Origin of the sequence: Nocardia brasiliensis (assembly GCF_011801125.1) — a bacterium.
GTDB classification, from domain to species: Bacteria; Actinomycetota; Actinomycetes; order Mycobacteriales; family Mycobacteriaceae; genus Nocardia; species Nocardia brasiliensis_C.
On sequence record NZ_CP046171.1, the window covers coordinates 2,422,607 to 2,443,074 of the forward strand.

Here is a 20,468-nt window from a genome sequence, read left to right on the forward strand (position 1 = left end):
CTCAGGCCAGCCTCCCGGCAAGCCATCTTGGTTGTCACCCACCCCTGCAGCAGCCCCCAACGTCCGGATCGCGGGCGAAGCTCACGTCGGCGTGGACATACCGCCCGCCGACCAGAATCCCGCCTACATCGCGAAGTATCTCGAGCGCATCGGTGCATTGTTCGGTACCCCGCGTGCCTTCGCCGAGTTGTTCACGGTCCCGCTGGTGATCACGCCGAATCGACTCATGACGGGCCCGTGATCCTCGTACGGCCGACGAGACATCAACTGCGCCAACAGCTGTCCTGTGCGCAGCACGAGCGGTCGACGCGAGGAGGAATATAGGGACCGTGCGGCCGATTGTGCGCTCGGATGTCGACGGGCCGCCGGATCTGTTTCGGCTACCGCCAGCGCGAGTTCAATCTCGACTGGCTTGACGTCCGCATTGTCCGCGACGGGTCTCGGCCGTGGCTACGCCAGCCCGTCTTGAATCCAGCCTCGAGTAGCTGCGTTCGAGTGTGTTCGGCCGGCTTGCCCCATCGGGCTGATCTCCGGGGTTTGCCGATCCTCGTGCGGTGGTGGATTCGGTGTCACTGCTGGTTGGGGTTATGCCGAAGTCGGTCGTTCGAACGACTGTGGCGGGGCAGCGTCGTTCATAGGCTTGCTGTTGTCGCCTCGCGTTGGTCCCCAGCCCGTTCCGGTGGGTCATTTGTGGCGATACCGGCGTAGTAAGCAGTGCAGGAGTACCGAGATGACCGAGCCGTTCCCCGCCCTACAACCCAGCTATTTGTCGGCCGCGGCGGCGCCGAAGAAACAGAAGAAGTGGGTGTGGCTGGTCGGCGCGCCGGTAATGGCGCTCGCCCTGGCCGTACCCGCATGGAACAGTGCTCCGGCGGCGGCCGACATAGTTCAGCCTGCGATCGCGGCGCCCGTACTCACGGTCGAATTCTCCCTGGCCAAGCAGGACATCACCGCCAGCCAGCGCAACGCCATCCGGTCGGCCCGGCAGTATCTCAACGTGTCCGCCTTCTCCCGCAGCGGACTCATCCACCAGCTCGAGTACGAAGGCTTCGCCCCAGCAGACGCTACATTCGCGGTGGACAGCTTGAATGTGGACTGGAACGAGCAGGCGGCGAAGAGCGCCAAGCAGTACCTCGAGCTCACCTCGTTCTCTCGGTCCGGACTGATCGATCAGCTGATGTACGAAGGCTTCACGCGCGCCCAGGCCGAGCACGGCGTCAATGTCGCCTACTGACAACCTCTTTCGGCGGTAGGCGCCGAACCCTACCGCGGGATGTCCGCGATTGCCGAAGTCGCGCGGATGATCGTCCCGGGGACACCGGGGTGCGGCATCGAGTGTGGATATGCCGCATGGCTATCCGGCGGATAGGCTCGACGGTGTTCGCTTCTAGAGGAGGATCCCGCGTGACCGATGTGATGCCGCTGAATCCGGTGGAACAGCACGAGCGGCTGTCGGAGATCACCGCGCGAATTGTCGAGACGATGCCGGCGGGGTGGACGCGGGCCGTCATTCGTGGGTTGGTGGTCGGCGGGCATACGGAGTCTCGTTCCGGGGTCAAGATGCCCGACGGCTCGGTACAGGGCTGGTCGTTCCGCCCTGAGATCTGGCGTATGTTCATGGATTTGCGTGCCGGCATGTACGTCCCCGGCACCGGGACATGGGTTGGCTTCGAGTACGTCCTCGATCCCCCAGGGCGCTTCAAAATCCAGTTCACCCGCGACGAGGACCCAAAGTTCGAGACTGCGCCCTCCAGTGCGGATTTCGCGCTCGAGAACCGGCGCTACCCCCGGTCGGCGGACACCATGTCGGACTGGTTTCGCGCGGGGCTCGGAGCCGACTGACAGGACATCGGCTGCCCATCTACCCGGCGCCCGCTGATGCCGTGGCGCGTCGATCGTCGGCCCAGATCGGTTGCCCGCCCCAGCTTTTCAACGCGTGCTCATGCTGCTCAGCGGAGATCGCAAGAATGAGCGCGGGCTCGAGCCGAGGCGGCGTCGAGAATGCTCATGATCGTCGATCCTTCCGGGGATGTGCGGACCGGCAGTTGAACAGCGTCCACGCTAGTGGACTGGCTAACTGCTGGTGATCGTCTAGGTGAACCCACCGTAAGAATCAGCTATGGCACCTCTGGTCCTAGGGTTCCGGCGATCCGATATGGCGCTCGCTACAGAGCAACGCCCGCCACGCCGCATATCGCACCGACCGTATCGGCCGCAGCCTGATGCCGAGTTGAGCCGTGACCGTCGGATACCAGCGCGTTCAGGGTTTATCGATCAACCGCTGAGCGTCCACACATAGCGAAGGCCCGCACCCGGTTGTGCGGGTGCGGGCCTGGAGCTACGTGGTCAGCTGCCGAAGCGCGCCAGGACCGACGACGCTTCTTGCGACGCGGAGCCTTCCTGGGCGAGATGCGCCATGGCCGGGGCGATTTCGCGGCCATGGTGGGCCATCGCTTGGGCGTAGAGGCGGCCTGCGCGGTAGGAGGAGCGGACCAGGGGGCCCGCCATCACGCCGGCGAAGCCGATCTCTTCGGCCATCTTGGAATGGTCGACGAACTCCTGCGGCTTGACCCAGCGGTCGACCGGGTGGTGCCGGGGGGATGGGCGCAGGTACTGGGTGATGGTGAGGATGTCGCAGCCTGCCTCGTGCAGGTCGCGCATCGCCTGGGTGACCTCTTCCGGGGTCTCGCCCATGCCGAGGATCAGGTTGGACTTGGTGACGAGCCCGGCTTCGCGTGCGGCGGTGAGCACCGACAGGGACCGCTCGTAGCGGAACGCGGGACGGATGCGCTTGAAGATGCGCGGCACCGTCTCCAGGTTGTGCGCGAGCACCTCGGGACGCGAGGCGAACACCTCGTCGAGCTGCTCGGGCACGGCATTGAAGTCCGGGATGAGCAGTTCGACACCGGTGTTGGGGTTCAGCGCCTTGATGGCCCGCACGGTTTCGGCGTAGAGCCAGGCGCCGCCGTCGGCGAGGTCGTCGCGCGCGACACCGGTGATGGTCGAGTAGCGCAGGCCCATCGCCTGCACGCTCTCGGCGACCCGGCGCGGCTCGTCCCGATCGAGCGCGGCGGGTTTGCCGGTGTCGATCTGGCAGAAGTCGCAGCGACGGGTGCATTGCTCGCCGCCGATCAGGAAGGTGGCCTCGCGGTCTTCCCAGCATTCGAAGATGTTGGGACAGCCCGCCTCTTCGCACACCGTGTGCAGGCCTTCGCGTTTGACCAGGCCTTTGAGCTCGGAATACTCCGGGCCCATTTTCGCCTTGGTCCGAATCCACTGAGGCTTGCGCTCGATCGGGGTCTCCGCGTTGCGCGCCTCGATGCGTAGCAGTTTGCGTCCTGCCGGTGCTGAAGCTGAGGTCACGTGATCGACACTACGCCTACCGGATCGACCGCTCGCGACCCCTCCGGTGGGTGTGACGCGCGCGATAACCGCGGTCAGCGGATGTCGTGCGCGGTAACCGGAAGATCGCCGTTCAACGCCCGGGTGATGGCGTCGGCGACGAGCGGTTTGACCTCGGCGACGGTGACCTCCCTGGCGAGTTCGCGGCTCAGCGTGGTGACGCCGGCGTCGCGGATGCCGCAGGGGACGATCGCCTGGAATCCGTCCATGGCGGAGTTGCAGTTGAGTGAGATGCCGTGCAGTGCGACGCCGCGCTGCACGCGCACGCCGATCGCGGCGATCTTGCGTTCGGCGAAGACGTCGGTCGCGGGCAGCCACACCCCGGAGCGTCCCTCGACGCGGCCGCAGACCAGGCCCATGCCGGTGCAGACGGTGATGAGCGCCTCCTCGAGGCGGCGCACGTACTGCACGACATCGACCGGCTCGGCGAGCCGCACGATCGGGTAGCCGACCAACTGGCCAGGACCGTGCCAGGTGATCTTGCCGCCGCGGTCCACCTCGACCACCGGGCTGCCGTCGATCGGCAGATCCTCGGCCTCGGTCCGGCGGCCCGCGGTGTAGACGGAGGGGTGCTCGAGCAGCAGTAGGCGATCGGATCCGATGCCGTCGGCCCGCTCTGCCGCGATCTTGCGTTGCAGGTCCCAGGCGTCGAGGTAGTCGATGAGTCCGAGATCCTCGACCACGATCGGGGTCGTATCGAATCGGGCGGACCAGGTGGTGCGCGTGTCGTTCACAACCCAGACGGTACGCCTCCAGTGGGACGTGCTAGCCGAGGGGGAACTGGTGGCGGCATCGGCCGAGTGGGCGACGCCGCCAGTTCCTCCTGATCTTGATCAGCGCGCGTGCACGGGCAGCGTCAGCTGCATGAGGGTGAGGTCCATCCAGCGGCCGAACTTGTGGCCTACCTCGGGGAATTCGCCGACGGTGCGGAACCCGAAGCGCTCGTGCAGCTGGATGGAGCCGGTGTTGCTGGATTCGATGCCCGCGATGATGGCGTGCACCGCGCCGGTGCGGCGGGCGCGCTCGATCAACTCGGTGAGCAGCGCGGTGGCGATGCCGCGGCGCTGGAACCGGTCGTCGACGTAGACCGAATTCTCCACGGTGAAGCGGTAACCCGCCTTGGGCCGCCACGGACCGTAGCTCGCGTAACCGGCGACCTCGCCGTCGATCTCGGCGACCAGCACCGGCAGACCCGCGGTGGTGCGATCGGCGAACCAGGCCTCGCGCTCCTCGATGCCGACCTGCTCCAGATCCCAGATCGCCGTGGAGGTGGCGATATTCGCGTTGTGGATCGTCAGGATCGCGGGCAGGTCCGCGGGCCGCGCGTCCCGGATGAGGGCGGCGGGGCGGGTGTCGAGTTGGTCGGTCATCGATCGTCTCCGGGTCGACCCACCATGGCCGCGAGCGCGGCGCCGATGGTGGGGTGCTGGAACTCGTAGCCCGCCTCCTCGAGGGCCGTGGGAATCGCTCTGGGGCCGTGCAGGATCGCCTCCTGCGCGAACTCGCCGACCAGTGCGCGCACCGCGAACGCGGGCACCACCAGTGGCGTCGGCCGGTGCAGCGAACGGCCGAGCGCGCGGCTGAATTCGGCGTTGGTCACCGGCGCCGGACCGACCACGTTGACCGGCCCGCGCACCGTGTCGGTGCCGAGCGCGAACAGGATCGCGCCGATTTCGTCGGCCATCGAGATCCACGGCGTGTACTGGCGGCCGCTGCCGAGTCGTCCGCCGAGACCGAGCGAATACAGCGGCTGCAGCATGCCAAGCATGCCGCCGTGCCGGGACAGCACGACGGCGCTGCGCAGCAGCACCGTGCGCACCCCGGCGTCGGCGGCGGGCGCGGTGGCGGCCTCCCAGTCGCGGCACAGCGTGGCCAGGAAACCCGAACCGGCGCAAGAGGTCTCGTCGACCACCCGGTCACCGGTCGCGCCACCGTAGTAGTGCACGCCGCTGGCGTTGAGCAGGGTCGGCACGCCCGCGGCGACCACCGCGGCGGTGAGCACATCGGTCGGGGTGATCCGGCTGTCGCGCAGCTCCTGTTTGAAGCTGCCGTTCCAGCGGCGCCTGCCGAGGCTCGCTCCGCACAGGTTCACCACCGCGTCCGCGCCGCGCAGCGCGCGCTCGTCCACATCGGCGCGGATCGGATCCCAGGTGAACTCGTCCGGCCCCGCCGCCCGCCTGCGTACCAGGCGGGCGACGTCGTGCCCGTCGCGGCGCAGGGCCGCGACGAGCGCTGTCCCGATCAGCCCGGACGAGCCGGCGATCACGACCTTCATGCGTGCCTTCCCGTGGCGGTCGGCCTTACAGGCCGAGGTCCGCCTCGAACGCCGCCTCCTCGAGCCGGTGCCGGATCGTGGTCAGGAAGCGACCGGCGTCGGCACCGTCGATCAGGCGGTGGTCGTAGGTGAGCGGCAGGTAGCACATCGAACGCACGCCGATGGACTCGCTGCCCGTCTCGTCCTTCACCACGACCGGGCGCTTGACGATCGCGCCGGTGCCGAGCATGCCCGCCTGCGGCGGGAGCAGGATCGGGGTGTCGAACAGCGCGCCCTGGCTGCCGATGTTGGTGATGGTGAACGTGCCGCCGGAGAGCTCGTCCGGCTTCAGGCCGCCGTTGCGGGCGCGGTTGGCGATATCGGCGATGGCACGGGCCAGGCCGGCCAGCGACAGGTCGCTCGCGTTGTGGATCACCGGGGAGAGCAGGCCCTGCTCGGTGTCCACGGCGATGCCGAGGTGCACGGCCGCGTGGTAGGTGAGCTCCTTGGTGTCCTCGTTGTAGCTGGCGTTGACGTTCGGGTGCACGCCGAGCGCCTCGACGACCGCCTTGGCGAAGAACGGCAGGAACGTCAGGTTGACGCCCTCGCGCTCCTTGAACGCCGCCTTGGCCTGCGCCCGCAGCTGCGCGATCTTGGTGACGTCGGCCTCGTGCACCTGGGTGAGCTGGGCGGTGGTGCGCAGCGACTCCAGGGTCTTGGTCGCGGTGATCTGCCGGATGCGGCTGGCCTTCTGCACGGTGCCGCGCAGGTGTGCCAGCTGCGCGCTCGGCGCGGGCGCGGCCTTGGCGGCCGGGGCCTTCGCGGCGGGTGCGGCCCCGGCGGGGGCGGGCGCGGCGGGGGCGGGCGCCTTCTTGGCTTCCGCGGCTGCGAGCACGTCCTGCTTGCGGATGCGGCCGCCGACACCGGAACCGGTGAGCGCGGACAGGTCGACGCCGTTCTCGTCGGCCAGCTTGCGCACCAGCGGGGTGACGTACGGGGTGGCGCCGTTGCCGGAGGAGTCCGACGCGGTGGCGGTGGCGGCCGGTGCCTTGGCCGGCGCGGGCGCCGGTGCCGGTGCCGGTGCCGGGGCCGGGGCGGGCGCGGGTGCCGGGGCGGCGGCCGCTGGCTTGGGTTCCGGCTTCGGCTCGGGCTTGGGTTCCGGCTTCGGCGCGGGCGCGGGAGCCTTGGGCGCGGCGGCCGCGGGGGCACCGCTGCCGATCACGCCGAGCTGTCCACCCACAGCGACGACATCGTCTTCCTGCGCGGTGATCTCGAGCAGCGTGCCCGCGACCGGCGACGGGATCTCGGTGTCGACCTTGTCGGTGGAGACCTCGAGCAGCGGCTCGTCCACGGCGACCTCGTCACCGACGGCCTTCAGCCAGCGGGTGACGGTGCCTTCGGTGACCGACTCGCCCAGCTCGGGCATGTTGACCGGGGTGCCGTCACCGGCGGGCGCACTCGCGGCGGGCGCGGCCTGCTGCGCCGGCTCGGGCTCCGCGGCGGGGGCTTCCTCGGCGGGCGCTTCCTGCGCGGGCGCGGCAGCCGCTTCGGGTTCGGGTGCCGAGCTCGGTGCGGGCGCTTCACCGGCTTCGCTGATCACGCCGAGCTCACCGCCGACCTCGACCACATCATCTTCTTGGGCGACGATCTTCGACAGCACGCCCGCCGTGGGGGACGGGATTTCGGTGTCGACCTTGTCGGTGGAGACCTCGAGCAGCGGCTCGTCGACCTCGACCGTGTCTCCTTCCTGCTTCAGCCACCGGGTGACCGTTCCCTCGGTGACGCTCTCACCAAGAGCTGGCATCTGGACGGAGAAGGCCATGTCCTCTGACTCCTCTGACTGCTCGACGGGTTTCTACAACAGTTGATCTCGCTGCGGACCCCCGACGCGGGTTGCGGCGCGAGTCCGAACGCCACTGAACATTGTGCGTGGCACCGGAGATCCTTGTGGTTCTTGTACCGCGAACCATCCTTGCACTTGGCGGTGCGGCGTGTAGCACAGGGCAGCGAACTCGCTCGAGCTGGCAAGATGGAAACACCGGTGGGCAAGATGCTCCGGTGTGCGAAAGGAGGTGCGCGTCGTTGGGTTTGCTGGATCGTTTCCGAGGCGGCGCGACCAGGGGTGGTGGCGCGATACGTGGGGGTTCGGGGGGTACGTCCGACGCCCGCTATCTGTCCGACTGGGTGCGTACCCACGTCGGCGTCGAGGGCTACATAGAACCGAAAACGACCGTGACGGATGTCACTGTCGTGCTGGTCGCCGCCGATGGTGAATGGACCCGCCGGATCGTCGGCGAGCGCGGCGCGCAGCGGCTTGCCAAGGATTTGCGGATCCCCGTCTACGACGTCGGTAAGACCGGATATCCACAACGGATGCGCGACTATGACGCGCGCAAACGGATCGAGCGCCAGCGCGCGTTCGAGGCCGATCTCCGCGACCTATAGCCGTCCGCTACGGGCGGTCATAGCCGCTGGCTACCATCTGGCGACTGTCGATGTTCGCGGGGTCGGCGGCGGTGCCGCGCGGGCCGAACGATGCTGGCGCGCGGGTGTCCACGGCTCGGCACGGGCTGCGTGGACGTCGTCTGCTGGCGAACGGACTGGCGCATGGGTAGACCTGCCCGGGGCGCCCCGGATGCAGACGGAGCTTTCGCAGGTCTGGCAAGGCTGGCCGGGGTCGACAGCTGTCGCATGGTCTGGCAGGGCTGGTGTGGGAAGTCGCCTCGGTTGCTCGGCGGTTTCGATCAGTACGTGCTCGGGCCGGGCACCGGTGACACCGGGCAGAGCTGTCGCATGGTCTGGCAGGGCGGCTCACGTATGCCGTTCGCGGGGGAGTCCCGCAGGGCTTCCCGGTCGTTGACAGACCCCTCGCGTGGTCTGGCGTGCGGGCGGAGGGCCGGCGCAGGAGTTTGCTCGCGCGCACGTATTCGGTGACGAAGACGTGCGCGCGAGCGTGATCCGTGTGCGCCGTCGTGGGTAGGCGCGCGGGCGGCTAGCGCGGGTGCGCCGTCCGGGGCGGACGGCGCGGGCGCGTCTATTCGGCGCCGATTTCCTCGAGCACGGTGATGAGGGTGCGGACGGGGACACCGGTGCCGCCCTTGCCGATGTAGCCGAACGGCCCGCCGGTGTTGTAGGCCGGGCCCGCGACGTCGAGGTGGGCCCACTGCACGCCCTCCGGGACGAACTCCTTCAGGAACAGCCCGGCCGACAGCATGCCGCCCCAGCGGTGCGGTGCGACGTTGGCCAGGTCGGCGATCTTGGAGTTGATGTCGGCGCGCAACTCGGCGGGCAGCGGCATTGCCCAGCCGTTCTCGCCGACGGCGCGCGAGATGGCCGCGACGCGGTCACGGAACTCGTCGGTGCCCATCACGCCGGGGGTGCGGGTGCCGAGGGCGACCATCTGGGCGCCGGTCAGCGTGGCGACGTCGATGAGGTAGTCCGGGTCGTCCTCGCCGGCGCGCACGATGGCGTCGGCGAGGATCAGCCTGCCTTCGGCGTCGGTGTTGAGCACCTCGACGGTGGTGCCGCCGTACTGGGTGAGCACGTCGCCGGGCCGCTGTGCGGTCGCCGAGGGCATGTTCTCGGCCATCGGCACCGTCGCGGTGACGGTGACCGGCAGGCTCAGCCGCGCGGCGAGCAGCGTGGTGGCGATGACCGCGGCGGCGCCCGCCATGTCCGAGGTCATGTTGTCCATGTTCTGCGCGGGCTTGATGGAGATGCCGCCGGTGTCGAACGTGATGCCCTTACCGACCAGCGCGACCTTCTTCGGCCCGCCCGCGTAGGTGATGCGGATCAGCCGCGGCGGCCGCGACGAGCCCTTGCCGACGCCGAGCACGCCGCCGTAACCGGCTTCCTCCAGGGCCTTTTCGTCGAGCACCTCGACATCGAGCCCGGCGGCCTCGGCCAATTCCTGGGCGCGCGAGGCGAATTCGGCCGGGTAGAGGTGGCTCGGCGGGGTGTTCACGAAATCCCGTGCGGTGGCGACCGCTTCGGCGATCAGCTGGGCGCGCAACAGTTCCTGCTCGCCGAATTCCGGCGTGGGCACCAGCAATTCGATCCTCGCCACCGGGCGCTCGTCCGGCTTGGGCGCGGACTTGCCCGACTTGTACGGCGTGAAGGTGTAGGCGCCCAGGTAGAAGCCCTCGGCGGCGGCGCCGATGTCCAGGCCGGACAGGGTGCTCACCACGAGCTCGGTGCCCGACAGCGCGCGGGCGGCGGCTCCGGCCGACCGGCGGATCTGCTCGGCGTCGATCTTCTCCGCGGGCCCGAGGCCCACCGCGAGCACGCTGGTCACGCCGTCGAGCCCGGCCGGTGCGGGCACCCTGGTGAGTTCTTCGGCCTTGCCCTTGGCCCCGACCGCGCCGAGCTGGTCGAGCAGTTCGGCCCGGACCTGCGCGGTGAGCACGTCGCCGAACAGGTCCTCGGGCACGATGGCGGGCCCGTTCTCCGACGACGTCAAGCCCAGCACGAGCACGTCGGTGTCCGTGCCGATGGTCTGCGTGCGGGCGAGGTCCGGTCCTAGTGAGCGATCTGCAACAGCGGTCATGGGCTCAGGCTACTGGGCAGTCTGATCGCGATCCCGTCGAGGAGCAGTGCGAGCCCGGCCTCCAGGACGTGGTCCAAGTCCAGGTCGGGGCCGGGCGGGCCGGTGGCGAACAGCCGGTGCAGGACGGGCCGGACCGCCGGGTCGAGCAATTCGACGAGCTCGGGCGGCGGCTCCAGCGCCCGGCCCCGCAACCGATCGGCACGCTCGGAATTGGTGAGCAGCGCGAGCCCCTGGACCAAGCCGGAGAACGACAGATAGATCGCCAGTATCGCGTCGCGGTCGAGGCCGCGGTGATCGAGCGCGGCGAAGGACCGCTCGAGGATGTCGGCGAGTGCGGGGCCGACCGGCGGACGGATGCGCGCCAGGATCGGCAGCATCCACGGGTGGCGTTGATACAGCTGCCATTCCGCCCGTGCTTCGTACCCGAGGCGGGCCCGCCAGTCGGTGAGTTCGGTTGCGGGCGGCTGGATTTCGGCGAGCACCAGCTCGGCCATGCCCGCCAGCAGCGCTTCTCGGTCCGAAAAGTGCCGGTACAGGCCCGCCGTCGCCGCGCCGAGCTCGCTGGCGATGCGGCGCATGGAGACTCCGTCGATGCCGTCGCGATCGGCCAGCTCCACGGCGGTGCGCAGGATGGCGATGCCGGTCAGTCTGACAGGCCGTGCGGTGCGTGGTGTGGCGGGCACCGCGTCGCGGCGGGCACGGTACGCGCGGGCCTGGCAGGCGCGCGAACAGTAGCGCCGTTTGCGTCCTCGGGTGGGCTGCGCCAACGTCGCGCCACAGCTTCCACACGCCATGGCCGCCTCCATTTCGACACACGAACAGTTGTGACGAAATTGTAGTCAGACCGCCTTGACCTGCATACCTTGGCGAGAGCACACAGCGTTCACCAACGAAAGGAATGCGGCGATGGACATCACGGTTCGACAGGCGGCCCGGCAGGATCGCGACGCGGTCATCGAGGCGTTCAGTCTCGCCAGCCCGGACGAGGAAGTGACCGCCTGGGTGCTGGAGGGGTATCCGTTCGAGCAGTTCGGTGGGCAGTACGTGCCGAATCTGATCGACCGCGCCCTCGACACCGACGAGATCTGGCTCGCTGGAAGCGGTTCGGAGATCTGGGCGGTCTCCATCTGGCAGCACGCCGCCTCGATGGACCGGTTCGAGCGCGAAGCGGCCGAGGCGCGGGAGTTGGCCGCGAGCGCACCGGACCTCCGTCCGCTGCAACGCATGTCGCACGTCCTCGACCTGCTGACCCGTACCCACCCCCGCGCATTCCCGCACCGATACCTGCAGGTGATCGTCACGGTGCCGGAGCATCGCGGCAAAGGCGCGGGCGGTGCGATCCTGGCATCCCAAACGAAAGTCGCGTCCGCGGCGGGGGTCCCCGCCTACCTCGAGGCGAGCACGGAACGGTCGGCACGGTTGTATGAGCGAAACGGGTTCGCCCGCACCGGCATCGACCACGACTTGCCGGACGGCGGACCGACGTTGCGGCCCATGTGGTTTCAGGGTTAGCGATGTCGTCCGGGTGGATGCGGATTCGCCCGCATCCACCCGGTACCTGCCTGTGTTGCGTCCGTAGGGTTTCGGTGAATTGAGGCTCGTGAGATCGTGCGGGTGAGAACGGCGCTCGTGGATTGGGCTCGGCTAGGAGCGAGTACCTGGGCGGTCGGTTGTAGTCGGGCGGGCGATGAGGCGTGGGCGGGCGCGGCACGGCGGGTGGCGGTTAGTGCGTGGGTGGTGCTCGACGCATCGGTGGCAGGGACGGGGCCGACGTCTGGGTGGTCAGACGGTGGGGGCGAGGGAGCGGGTTCGCGGCGGGGATATGGCGGATAAGCTCGCCGGGTGACCGACTCGAACCTGCTGCAAGGCCCTATCCATGACGTACACGTCGAACTCGGTGCGAGCTTCGCTCCGTTCGGCGGGTGGGAAATGCCCGTCTCCTATGCGGGGACAGTGGCCGAACATCAGTCGGTCCGCACCACGGTCGGCCTGTTCGATGTGAGCCATCTCGGCAAGGCGACGGTGCGCGGTGCGGGCGCGGCCGATTTCGTGAACTCGGCGCTCACCAACGACCTGGGCCGCATTCGGCCGGGCAAGGCGCAGTACACCCTGTGCTGCACGCCCGAAGGCGGCGTGATCGACGACCTGATCGCCTACTACGTCAGCGACGACGAGATCTTCCTCGTGCCCAACGCCGCGAACACCGCGGCGGTCGTCGCCGAACTGCAGAAGGTGGCGCCGGAGGGCATCACCGTGACCGACGAGCACCGCGAATACGGCGTGTTCGCCGTCCAGGGCCCGCGCTCCGTCGAGGTGCTGACCGCGCTCGGCCTGCCCACCGACATGGAGTACATGGCCTACGCCGACGCGCAATGGGACGGCCGCCCGGTCCGCGTGTGCCGCACCGGGTACACCGGCGAGCACGGGTATGAGCTGCTGCCCCGTTGGGCCGACGCTGAGCCGCTGTTCCGCGCGCTCGTCGCACAGGTGCGCGCCGCCGGCGGTCAGGCCGCCGGCCTCGGCGCCCGCGACACCCTGCGCACCGAGATGGGTTACCCGCTGCACGGGCACGAACTGTCCCTGGAGATCTCGCCGGTGCAGGCCCGCACCGGCTGGGCCGTCGGCTGGAAGAAGCCGGAGTTCTGGGGCAAAGCCGCACTCGAGCAGGAGAAGTCGGCGGGCCCGCGCCGCACCCTGCTCGGGCTGAAGGCGCTCGACCGCGGCGTGCTGCGTCAGGGGCAGACGGTGCTGCGCGACGGTGCGCCGGTCGGCGAAACGACCTCGGGCACCTTCTCGCCGACCCTCAAGGTCGGCATCGCCCTCGCCCTCCTCGACACCGAAGCGGGCCTGGAGCCCGGCACCGAGGTCGAGGTCGACGTGCGTGGCCGCGCCCTGCGCTGCGAGGTCGTCCGGCCGCCGTTCGTGGAGACGAACACGAAGTAGGACGCTCACTGAAGGTGCGCCGCGGGGAGGCTCCCAGCGGCGCACCTTTTGCGTCGGCCCAGTGCGTCGTCGGGTGCGAGGTCGTCGTTGGGGTGAGGTAGCCGCTGGGTGTGCGGTCGCATGCGTCGCGGTTGCCGCGGTCTTGCGCGTAGCCGGGTGTCGCAGGCGGCTCGGCCCGCAGTGGCTTGGGCACCGTGTACCAGCGGTGGCAGCACGGCTGCTTCGATGCCCGGTGGCTCGCACCCGGACGCGAGGGGCGTCGCATGCGTCGCGGTCGGCGCGCGTAGCAGGTGCCGTATGTGGTTCGGCCCAAGCCCTCGGGCACCGTGTGCCATCGATAGCGCACAGCCGCGCGTTCCGGGGCGATGCCCGGATGGTTCGCAACCTGGGCGGAAGCAAACCTATCGGCGTGTCGCGCGGTATGGCGCGGCGGGGTCGGCGGTGCGCAGGATGCGAACTGACCGGTGTGGTTTCCTGGGGCGATTTGCGTCGCGGGGTGCAAAGTGGTGCGTGGGAGGTCTTGGTGGCGGGAACTTTTACGGTCGCAGGGGTGATCGGCCGCGAACCCGTGAACCGTCCCGGATAGGATCAGCGACATGACCGTTGCTGCACAGTTTGCCCGTGTTCCGCATCCCGCGCCCGCCCCGGCGCAGCGGCGACAAGAGGTACTGGCGGCGCCCGGGTTCGGGCGGTTCTTCACCGACCACATGGTCTCGATCGATTACACCGACGGCGAGTGGACCAATGCGCGCGTCGAGCCGTACGGTCCGCTCTCGCTCGATCCCGCCACGATGGTCTTCCACTACGGCCAGGCCATTTTCGAAGGGTTGAAGGCGTACCGGCAGAACGACGGCAGCGTCTCCTGCTTCCGCATCGACGCGAACGCCGCCCGGTTCCGCAGGTCCGCCCGCCGGATGGCGATGGCCGAGCTGCCCGAAGAACTGTTCATCGAATCCGTGCGTCAGCTGCTCGAAGTCGACCGCGACTGGGTGCCCGCCGCAGGCGGCGAAGATTCGCTGTACCTGCGCCCGTTCATGTTCTCCACCGAGGCAGGCCTCGGCGTGAAGCCGGCGTCCGGCTACAAGTACCTGCTGATGGCTTCCCCGGCGGGCGCCTACTTCCCGCGCGGCGTGAAGCCGGTGCGGGTGTGGCTGTCCACCGAGTACGTGCGTGCCGCGCCGGGCGGCACCGGTGAGGCGAAGGTCGCGGGCAATTACGCCGCGTCGCTGCTCGCCCAGGCCGAGGCGACGGAGAAGGGCTGCGATCAGGTCGTCTGGCTCGACGCCTGCGAGCGCCGCTACGTCGAGGAGATGGGCACCAACAACCTGTTCTTCGTCTTCGGCTCCGGTTCCGAGGCCCGCCTGGTCACCCCGGAACTGTCCGGTTCGCTGCTGCCCGGCATCACCCGTGACTCGCTGCTCACCCTGGCCGCCGACTCCGGTTTCCCGGTGGAGGAGCGCAAGGTTTCGGTCGAGGAGTGGCGTAAGGGCGCCGAATCCGGCGCCATCACCGAGACTTTCGCGTGCGGCACCGCGGCCGTGATCACCCCCGTCGGCTGGGTTCGTTCCGGCGACGGCGAATTCACCATCGGCGGCGGCGAGCCCGGCGAGGTCACCATGGCACTGCGCGACACCCTCACCGGAATCCAGCGCGGCACCTTCGCCGACATCCACGGGTGGATGCGCGGCATGTAGCGAGGATGGAGGCGTCCCGAGGGGGATGCCTCCACCACGGCGACCACACGCCGGTCGATCAGCCTGCCGTCGAGCCGGAAGGTGCCGAGCTCCGGTGTATTCGGGCGTGCTCTGGAGGACCGTGTATCCGGCTCGGTGTCGAGCACCGGTGTTCGGGCGTGTGCCGTCGAGCACCGGCTACTCGGGCGGTGTCGAGCACCGCGTATCCCGGTCTGCTGTGGAGCAGCGGATATCCCGGCGCGCCGTCGAGGTGCCCCCTCGTCAGCCCGGCATGAGCATGTGCCACTGCTCGAGGGTCTGCGGGCGCAGCACGTAGTTGTTGTCCCGGACAGTGGACAGCGGAGCGAACGGGTCCTGTGAATACCAGTGGCCCGGGTAGACCACCGGGTCACCGGATAAGCCGGCCAAATAGCGCAGGCTGCGGAACATTTCGTCGGAATCCCCGCCGGGGAAGTCGGTGCGGCCGCAACCGTCGACGAACAATGTGTCACCCGCGATGAGCCGACCGTCGAAAAGGAAGCATTGGCTGCCGGGCGTATGTCCCGGGGTGTGCAGCAGTTCGATGTCGAAAGCGCCGACGCTGACCTTGTCGCCGTGCTCGTGACCGGTGAGTTCGCTGGGCGCGATGCCGGTGACATTGGCCACCCAGGACAGCTCGTTCGCGTTGACATGCACTGGGACGCTTGTCTTTTCGAGCAGTTCCCGCACGCCGCGCAGGGTGAACCCGAGCATCGTGCCGCCCACGTGGTCCGGGTGATGGTGGGTGGCGAGCACCCCGGTCACGCGTAGCCCGTCACCTTCGGCGACATCGACCAGATCGGCCGCCGCGTACGCGGGATCGACGACCACCGCCTCCCCGCTCTCCCGATCGCCGATCAAATACGCGAAATTGCGCATCTGCGTCGCAATCGGATCGCCGACGGCGTAGTCCCTCCCCGACAACAGCTGGCGAAAATACAGGCGCTCAGAAGACATACAGCACACCTTATTGCCCGACCCAGACGCTTCGCGCGCCGCAACCGTAAATCCCCGGCGACCGCACCCCGTCACCTGGACATTCGCGTACCCAAGTCCTGAGCAAGATCAACAAGGTGGGGTGGCGGTGTCCTCTGGCGGACATCGAGAGGTCGATGGGGGCTGGTGCGGGGTCAGGGGTGGAGGGAGATGACGGCGGCGGTGAGGGCGACGGTGAGCTCGAGGGTGGCGCCCAGGGTGTCGCCGGAAAGGCCGGCGAAGCGGCGGACGGTGTGGCGAACGAGGACAGCCGCCGCGGCGAGGGCGAGCAGGACTGCGAGGGGGCCTTGCCAGCGGTGGTCCGGAGTGGCGAGCGTTGCCGCTGCCAACGTGGCGATCGCCCAGCCGATGGCGGTCAGCGGGGATTGGGTGCCTGCCACGAGCGCGCCGAAGTTGGTGTCCGGTGCGGCGTCGATTCCCTTGCGGCAGGCGAGAACCACGGCGACGCGGCCCGCCGCGACGGCGAGCGCCACCGCGAACCAGTGGCCGGCCTCGGCCAGCGCGGCGAATGAGAACGCCTGAACGCCAATCGAAAACACGATGGCCGCGACGCCGAACGGCCCGGCCCCACCGCTCTTCATGATCTGGCGTGCCCGCTCGGGGGTGCCGTAGCTGCCGAGGCCGTCCATGGTGTCGGCGAGCCCGTCCAGATGCATGCCGCGAGTGAGCAATGCCAGCGCCCCGATGACAGCCAGCCCCGCCAAAAGCGAACTCGCGCCCAGCCGATCCAGTGCCAACAACAGTCCCGCCGCTCCGGCTCCGAGCAGTGCACCGACCAACGGCGCCAATGCGATTGCCCGCCCCGCCACCACCCGATCCACCGTCTCCGGGCCGCGCACCGGCAACACCGTCAACCACGAAATCGCAAGCCGCACGGCGTTCACAGGCGCGGCTCCCGTCGAATGCGCTTCGCTGCCAGGGGGAGTCGCCGCGCGTCTGTGTCGCGACCGGAAGCGACCTGCCGTCGCTTCCATGACTGAAATGCCGTGGCGTTCAGCGAATTCCGACCCCGCTCGGTCGACGGGGGTTGCTCGATGGGCCGAAGCTGTTCGGTTGACGGGCGCTCCTCGATTGTCTGGGGCCGCTCAACTGATCGGCTCCACTCGATCGGCCGGCGCCGGCCTTTCCGCAGGCGATCGGAAGCGGCCCCAGGTGCGCGTTCCGATCGCTCCCCGTGACGGATCACTTGCGCAGGTTCGGCGGGTCAGCCGGCACGGAAAGCGCGGTGTTGTCGGCGGTTTCGGTGCCGGCGTTGCTGACGCCCGCCTCGGTGAACGTGGACATCTCCGCGAGCGTGGCGACGGCGGCGCGGAGCACCGGGAGTGCGGTGAGGGCGCCGGAACCCTCGCCGAGGCGCATGCCGAAGTCGAGCAGCGGCTCGAGGCGCAGACGTTGCAGGGCCAACTGGTGGGCCGGTTCGGTGGAACGGTGACTGGCCAGCCACCAGGCCGCGGAACCTGGCGCGAGATCTTCGGCGACCAACGCCGCGGCGGTGACGACCACGCCGTCGAGCAGCACCGGTGTCCGGCGCACGGCGGCCTGGGCCAGGAACGCGGCCATGGCGGCGAAGTCGGCGCCTGCGGCGACCCGGAGCAGTTCGACCGGGTCCTTCGCCACCGGACGAGCCCGGCGCATCGCGTCCCTGATCGCCGCGACCTTGCGCGACCAGCCCGCATCGTCGACACCGGTACCGCGCCCGACCGCGGCGACCGGTTCGGTGTCGGTACGGGTGGCGATGAGCACGGTGGCGGGGGTGGTGTTGCCGATACCCATATCGCCCGCGATGAGCAGGTCGGCGCCCGCGTCGATCTCCTCGTCGGCGATCGCTTTGCCCGCCGCGAGGGCGGCCCGCACCTCGTCCTCGGTGAGGGCGTCTTCGCGGTCGATCGCTCCGCTGGACCGGCGGACCTTGTGCGCGGCGACCGCCGGATCGGTCTCGGCGTCGACGGAGATGTCCGCGACCCGGACGGTGGCGTCGGCGACGGACGCGAGCGCGTTCACCGCTGCGCCCCCGGCAAGGAAATTCGCGACCATCTGCGCGGTGACTTCGCTCGGATACGCCGAGACCCCGTGCCGCGCCACACCGTGATCTCCGGCGAACACCACGACCCGCGCGCGCTCGAACTGTTTCGGCGGGCACCCGCCCTGGCAGGCCGCGACCCAGTTGCCCAGTTCCTCCAACCGGCCCAGCGCGCCACCGGGTTTGGTCAGTTGCGCCTGTCGCTGCTCGGCCGCCGCTCGAACCTGTGCGTCAGGCGGTGTCACCGGCCTGAATCCGTCTGTCACTATCCACCCTTCCGGTCGGAGCGGCCCAGACCACCGCACTCTTGCGCCCAATCTTGCCCGCCCGTCGATTCCCGCGCGCACCCCACCTCACCCACTTGGTCGGATGATCACGAGGAACTGGTGGCGGCATCGCGCGAGAGGCTCCCGCCACCATTTCCTCCTGATCGGTTGACCAGTGCGCGACCGGCCGCGCTCGGGGTCGAGCGGCTACTTGAGGCGGAGGGGGAGGCCTGCCACGACGAGGAAGGCCTCGTCGCAGGTGTGGGCCAGGCGCTGGTTGAGCGTGCCGATCTCGTCGCGGAACAGGCGGCCGGAGCGAGTGGCGGGTACGACGCCCATGCCGACCTCGGGGGAGACGATGATCAGGCGGTGCTGGTATGCGGCAACGGCGTCGATCAAGGCGTCGGCGTCGGGAGTGACGGTGCCGCGCGGGGCTTCCCAGGCGTCGCGGGCGTCGATGCGTGCGGTGAGCCAGGTGCCGATGTCGTCGACGAGGGTCGCGCCCTCCGGTGGGTGACCGCGGAGAACCGCTGCCGGATCGGCACTCTCGACCACCGACCAGTCGGCGGGCCGCCGGTCACGATGCTTGGCGATGCGCTCGGCGAAGTCGAGATCCGCCGGATCGGGCACCGAGGTCGCCAAATACCGCACCGCCCCACCCGCGGCCGCCGCCAGCCCCTCCGCAAAAGCCGACTTCCCCGACCGCGCCCCACCCAGAACAAGAGTCTTAAGCGGCTCCCCGGCCGAAACACTGTGCGACACGCCAGCACGCTACCAACCATCGACCCCGGCACCGCCGAGCCGCATCCTTGCCGTGCCTCGTGCCTCGTGCCTCGTGCCTCGTGCCTCGTGCCTCGTGCCTCGTGCCTCGTGCCTCGTGTCTTGTGTCTTGTGTCTTGTGTCTTGTGCTTCGTGCTTCGTGCTTCGTGCTTCGTGCCTCGCCGGGGTTCGTGCCTCGTGTGCCGTGCCTCGTGTGCCTCGCCGCGGTTCGTGCCCCGTGCCTCGCGCCTCGTGTCTTGTGGGTCGCGTTGTGTGCCTGTCCCGCGCCGTGCTTCGTGTCTCGTGCCTCGCGCCTCGTGTCTTGTGGGTCGCGTTGTGTGCCTGTCCCGCGCCGTGCTTCGTGTCTCGTGCGTCGCGCCGCGTGCCTACCCCCCGCGCCCCGCGCCGCGCTTCGTGTCTCGTGCCTCGCGGCTCGCTTCGTGCCTGCGTCTCGCGCCCGCGGTCATCGCACACGGCGGCCAGCGCTCTCACAGGTGGGACGTGGCGGGCGCGGGGTTTCCGGAGTTGGTTAGGCGGGGGATTCGATGGGGTCGGGGATGGCGCCGAAGCGGCGGCGGTATTCGGTGGGGGCGATGCCGACGAAGCGTTGGAAGTGGTGGCGGAGCAGGGCGCCGGAGCCGAAGCCGGCGCGGGCCGCGATCTGCTCGAGGCCGAGGTCGGTTTCCTCGAGGAGCTGCTTGGTGAGCAGGATGCGTTGGTTGGTGAGCCATTTCACCGGGGTGGTTCCGGTTTCGGCGGCGAAGCGGCGGGCGAAGGTGCGGGTGGACATGGTGGAGCGCGCGGCCAGGTCTTCGATGGTGTGCGCGAGGTCGAGGTTGGCGCTCATCCACTCCAGGGTCGGGATGAGGCTGTCGGAGGTGCAGGTGGCGACGGGACGTTCGATGAATTGACGTTGCCCCCCGTCGCGCTGTGGCGGCACGACCATGCGCCGGGCGATGGCGTTGGCGACGGCGCTGCCGAGTTCGCGGCGCACCAGATGCAGGCACGCGTCGATGCCCGCGGCGGTGCCCGCGCTGGTGATCAGGTTGCCTTCGTCGACGAAGAGCACGTCGGGGTCGACGGTCGCGTCCGGGTACATAGCGGCGAGTTCGTCGACGTACCCCCAGTGGGTGGTGCATTTTCGTCCGTCGAGCAGGCCTGCGGCGCCGGCCAGGAACGCGCCGGAGCACACGGTCAGGACGGTCGCGCCCGCGGCCGCCGCGTTGCGGACGGCGTCGACAACGCGCGGGTCGAAGTCCTTCTTCGAGGAGGCGGCCGGGATGGCGACGAGGTCGGCGTCCGCCAGTTCTTCCAGGCCGTACTCGGGAGTGAGGGTGATGCCGGGGGAGGTGGACTGCAGCGCTTGACCGGGCTCGGCACCACAGACCCGGAAGTCGAAGGAGGGCAACCCGTAGGAGCTGCGGTCGAGCCCGAAAACCTCGCAGAGGACGCCGAACTCGAACATGGCCATGCGATCGGACAGCACCACGGCGACCTTCGACAACATGGTGCAAGAATACTGGCTGAATCTTTGCGAAGTGTGTCAGTACCGCCACTTTCGGCGGTAACT

Annotated in this window: 19 protein-coding genes; 7 read left to right on the top strand and 12 right to left on the bottom strand. The window is 69.3% G+C overall.

Annotation, left to right across the window (positions count from 1 at the left end):
* Window positions 1-91: 91 nt before the first annotated feature.
* The 3 genes from F5X71_RS10990 to F5X71_RS11000 all read left to right on the top strand — a co-directional run bounded on the left by F5X71_RS10990 (window position 92) and on the right by F5X71_RS11000 (window position 1,842).
* Window positions 92-241, top strand: coding sequence for a hypothetical protein (locus tag F5X71_RS10990; RefSeq protein WP_167461851.1), 150 nt, complete (start codon window positions 92-94; stop codon window positions 239-241).
* Between the two features lie 489 nt (window positions 242-730).
* Window positions 731-1,234 carry an Ltp family lipoprotein gene (locus F5X71_RS10995; protein ID WP_167461852.1) on the top strand — a complete coding sequence of 168 codons (504 nt, stop codon included), beginning with the start codon at window positions 731-733 and terminating at the stop codon, window positions 1,232-1,234.
* A gap of 170 nt (window positions 1,235-1,404) precedes the next feature.
* On the top strand, window positions 1,405-1,842 hold the full coding sequence (locus tag F5X71_RS11000; protein WP_238815835.1) for a hypothetical protein: 438 nt from the start codon (window positions 1,405-1,407) through the stop codon (window positions 1,840-1,842).
* A 504-nt stretch (window positions 1,843-2,346) separates the two neighbouring features.
* On the opposite strand, the gene lipA is transcribed toward F5X71_RS11000, so the two are convergent.
* The 5 genes from lipA to sucB all read right to left on the bottom strand — a co-directional run bounded on the left by lipA (window position 2,347) and on the right by sucB (window position 7,478).
* Window positions 2,347-3,363, bottom strand: coding sequence for a lipoyl synthase (gene lipA, locus F5X71_RS11005; protein ID WP_167461853.1), 1,017 nt, complete (start codon window positions 3,361-3,363; stop codon window positions 2,347-2,349).
* A 74-nt stretch (window positions 3,364-3,437) separates the two neighbouring features.
* On the bottom strand, window positions 3,438-4,136 hold the full coding sequence (lipB, locus tag F5X71_RS11010) for a lipoyl(octanoyl) transferase LipB (protein ID WP_167461854.1): 699 nt from the start codon (window positions 4,134-4,136) through the stop codon (window positions 3,438-3,440).
* Window positions 4,137-4,235: 99 nt separating this feature from the next.
* Window positions 4,236-4,772, bottom strand: coding sequence for a GNAT family N-acetyltransferase (locus F5X71_RS11015; RefSeq protein ID WP_167461855.1), 537 nt, complete (start codon window positions 4,770-4,772; stop codon window positions 4,236-4,238).
* Window positions 4,769-5,677, bottom strand: coding sequence for a TIGR01777 family oxidoreductase (locus F5X71_RS11020; RefSeq protein WP_167461856.1), 909 nt, complete (start codon window positions 5,675-5,677; stop codon window positions 4,769-4,771). The genes F5X71_RS11015 and F5X71_RS11020 overlap by 4 nt, the downstream gene beginning before the upstream one ends.
* Window positions 5,678-5,702: 25 nt before the next feature.
* Window positions 5,703-7,478, bottom strand: coding sequence for a 2-oxoglutarate dehydrogenase, E2 component, dihydrolipoamide succinyltransferase (sucB, locus tag F5X71_RS11025; RefSeq protein ID WP_167461857.1), 1,776 nt, complete (start codon window positions 7,476-7,478; stop codon window positions 5,703-5,705).
* A gap of 260 nt (window positions 7,479-7,738) precedes the next feature.
* Here sucB and F5X71_RS11030 point away from each other — a divergent pair, with 260 nt between their 5' ends.
* Window positions 7,739-8,101 (top strand): oxidoreductase, encoded by a 363-nt coding sequence (locus tag F5X71_RS11030; protein ID WP_167461858.1) that lies wholly within the window; start codon window positions 7,739-7,741, stop codon window positions 8,099-8,101.
* Window positions 8,102-8,690: 589 nt separating this feature from the next.
* Here F5X71_RS11030 and F5X71_RS11035 read toward each other — a convergent pair.
* Both F5X71_RS11035 and F5X71_RS11040 read right to left on the bottom strand, forming a co-directional pair.
* On the bottom strand, window positions 8,691-10,202 hold the full coding sequence (locus tag F5X71_RS11035; protein ID WP_167461859.1) for a leucyl aminopeptidase: 1,512 nt from the start codon (window positions 10,200-10,202) through the stop codon (window positions 8,691-8,693).
* On the bottom strand, window positions 10,199-10,996 hold the full coding sequence (locus F5X71_RS11040; protein WP_167461860.1) for a TetR/AcrR family transcriptional regulator: 798 nt from the start codon (window positions 10,994-10,996) through the stop codon (window positions 10,199-10,201). Before F5X71_RS11040 ends, F5X71_RS11035 begins: the two co-directional genes overlap by 4 nt.
* 112 nt (window positions 10,997-11,108) lie before the next feature.
* On the opposite strand from F5X71_RS11040, the gene F5X71_RS11045 reads away from it, so the two are divergent.
* From F5X71_RS11045 to F5X71_RS11055, 3 genes are all read left to right on the top strand, one after another.
* A complete protein-coding gene (locus F5X71_RS11045; protein WP_167461861.1) occupies window positions 11,109-11,714 on the top strand; it encodes a GNAT family N-acetyltransferase in 606 nt (201 codons plus the stop codon).
* Between the two features lie 330 nt (window positions 11,715-12,044).
* Window positions 12,045-13,145: a glycine cleavage system aminomethyltransferase GcvT gene (gene gcvT / locus F5X71_RS11050; protein ID WP_167461862.1), complete on the top strand. Its 1,101-nt coding sequence runs from the start codon at window positions 12,045-12,047 to the stop codon at window positions 13,143-13,145.
* Between the two features lie 596 nt (window positions 13,146-13,741).
* Entirely contained in the window at window positions 13,742-14,839 is a 1,098-nt protein-coding gene (locus tag F5X71_RS11055) for a branched-chain amino acid aminotransferase (RefSeq protein ID WP_167461863.1), read from the top strand.
* A gap of 261 nt (window positions 14,840-15,100) precedes the next feature.
* On the opposite strand, the gene F5X71_RS11060 is transcribed toward F5X71_RS11055, so the two are convergent.
* The 5 genes from F5X71_RS11060 to F5X71_RS11080 form a co-directional block, all read right to left on the bottom strand.
* Window positions 15,101-15,814, bottom strand: coding sequence for an MBL fold metallo-hydrolase (locus F5X71_RS11060; RefSeq protein ID WP_167461864.1), 714 nt, complete (start codon window positions 15,812-15,814; stop codon window positions 15,101-15,103).
* Between the two features lie 173 nt (window positions 15,815-15,987).
* A complete protein-coding gene (locus tag F5X71_RS11065) occupies window positions 15,988-16,737 on the bottom strand; it encodes an adenosylcobinamide-GDP ribazoletransferase (RefSeq protein ID WP_167461865.1) in 750 nt (249 codons plus the stop codon).
* A gap of 298 nt (window positions 16,738-17,035) precedes the next feature.
* The gene (gene cobT, locus F5X71_RS11070; protein WP_167461866.1) at window positions 17,036-18,139 is read right to left on the bottom strand and encodes a nicotinate-nucleotide--dimethylbenzimidazole phosphoribosyltransferase; all 1,104 of its coding nucleotides are present in this window, start codon (window positions 18,137-18,139) and stop codon (window positions 17,036-17,038) included.
* Window positions 18,140-18,346: 207 nt separating this feature from the next.
* Window positions 18,347-18,901 (bottom strand): bifunctional adenosylcobinamide kinase/adenosylcobinamide-phosphate guanylyltransferase, encoded by a 555-nt coding sequence (gene cobU, locus F5X71_RS11075; RefSeq protein ID WP_167461867.1) that lies wholly within the window; start codon window positions 18,899-18,901, stop codon window positions 18,347-18,349.
* A gap of 526 nt (window positions 18,902-19,427) precedes the next feature.
* A complete protein-coding gene (locus F5X71_RS11080) occupies window positions 19,428-20,405 on the bottom strand; it encodes a helix-turn-helix domain-containing protein (protein WP_167461868.1) in 978 nt (325 codons plus the stop codon).
* Window positions 20,406-20,468 lie beyond the last annotated feature (63 nt).